Consider the following 610-nt stretch of genomic DNA (forward strand, 5'->3'; position numbering starts at 1 on the left):
GCCACTCAGCAAATGGATGGTTGGCATGCTTGCGGGCCTTTGTGCTGCTTTGGTGCGTTAAGCTCAGGTGATATCGAGTTATTAGAATATCAATATCCTATCGTCGTCCATAAGTATGGACTGGCAGAAGATAGTGGTGGCGCAGGACGCTTGCGCGGCGGCTGCGGTACAGTTTGGGAGGTAGAACCCCTCGATCACACCATGACCGTTGTTGCTTTTGGTGAAGGGCGTCATATCCCAACGATGGGTGCAGGCGGTGCTGAGCAAATCTCTCCAGAGCTCAAGTTAGGAAAATTAGAAGTGTTCCGTGAAGGTGGCACCACCGATACTCATCTTCACAATACGGTAATTGAGATTAAGTCAGGAGAGCGCGCGCGGAATACCAATCCTGGTGGCGGCGGCTTTGGTCGCTCTTTTGAGCGTGAGCCTGAAGCGGTGCTACGTGACGTCATCGAAGGGATTGTCTCTGTGACTGCCGCTGCAAAAGAATACGGTGTCGTCATTGATAGCAAAACCATGCAACTAGATGAAAAAGCGACTCAAGCATTACGGGCAGAGGCGGCATAGTTGGTACAGGGATGTACTGACTCTACATATAAAATAGAAAAGT

At 50.3% G+C, this 610-nt stretch carries 1 protein-coding gene; it reads left to right on the forward strand.

The genetic code is table 11. The features are described from left to right. Positions 1–567, forward strand: a 567-nt coding sequence (locus ACS8FD_RS22270) for a hydantoinase B/oxoprolinase family protein (protein WP_439277466.1), incomplete at its 5' end; no start/stop codon positions are given. Between the last annotated feature and the right edge of the window lie 43 nt (positions 568–610).

It is taken from the genome of Psychrobacter sp. 1U2, from assembly GCF_051847575.1.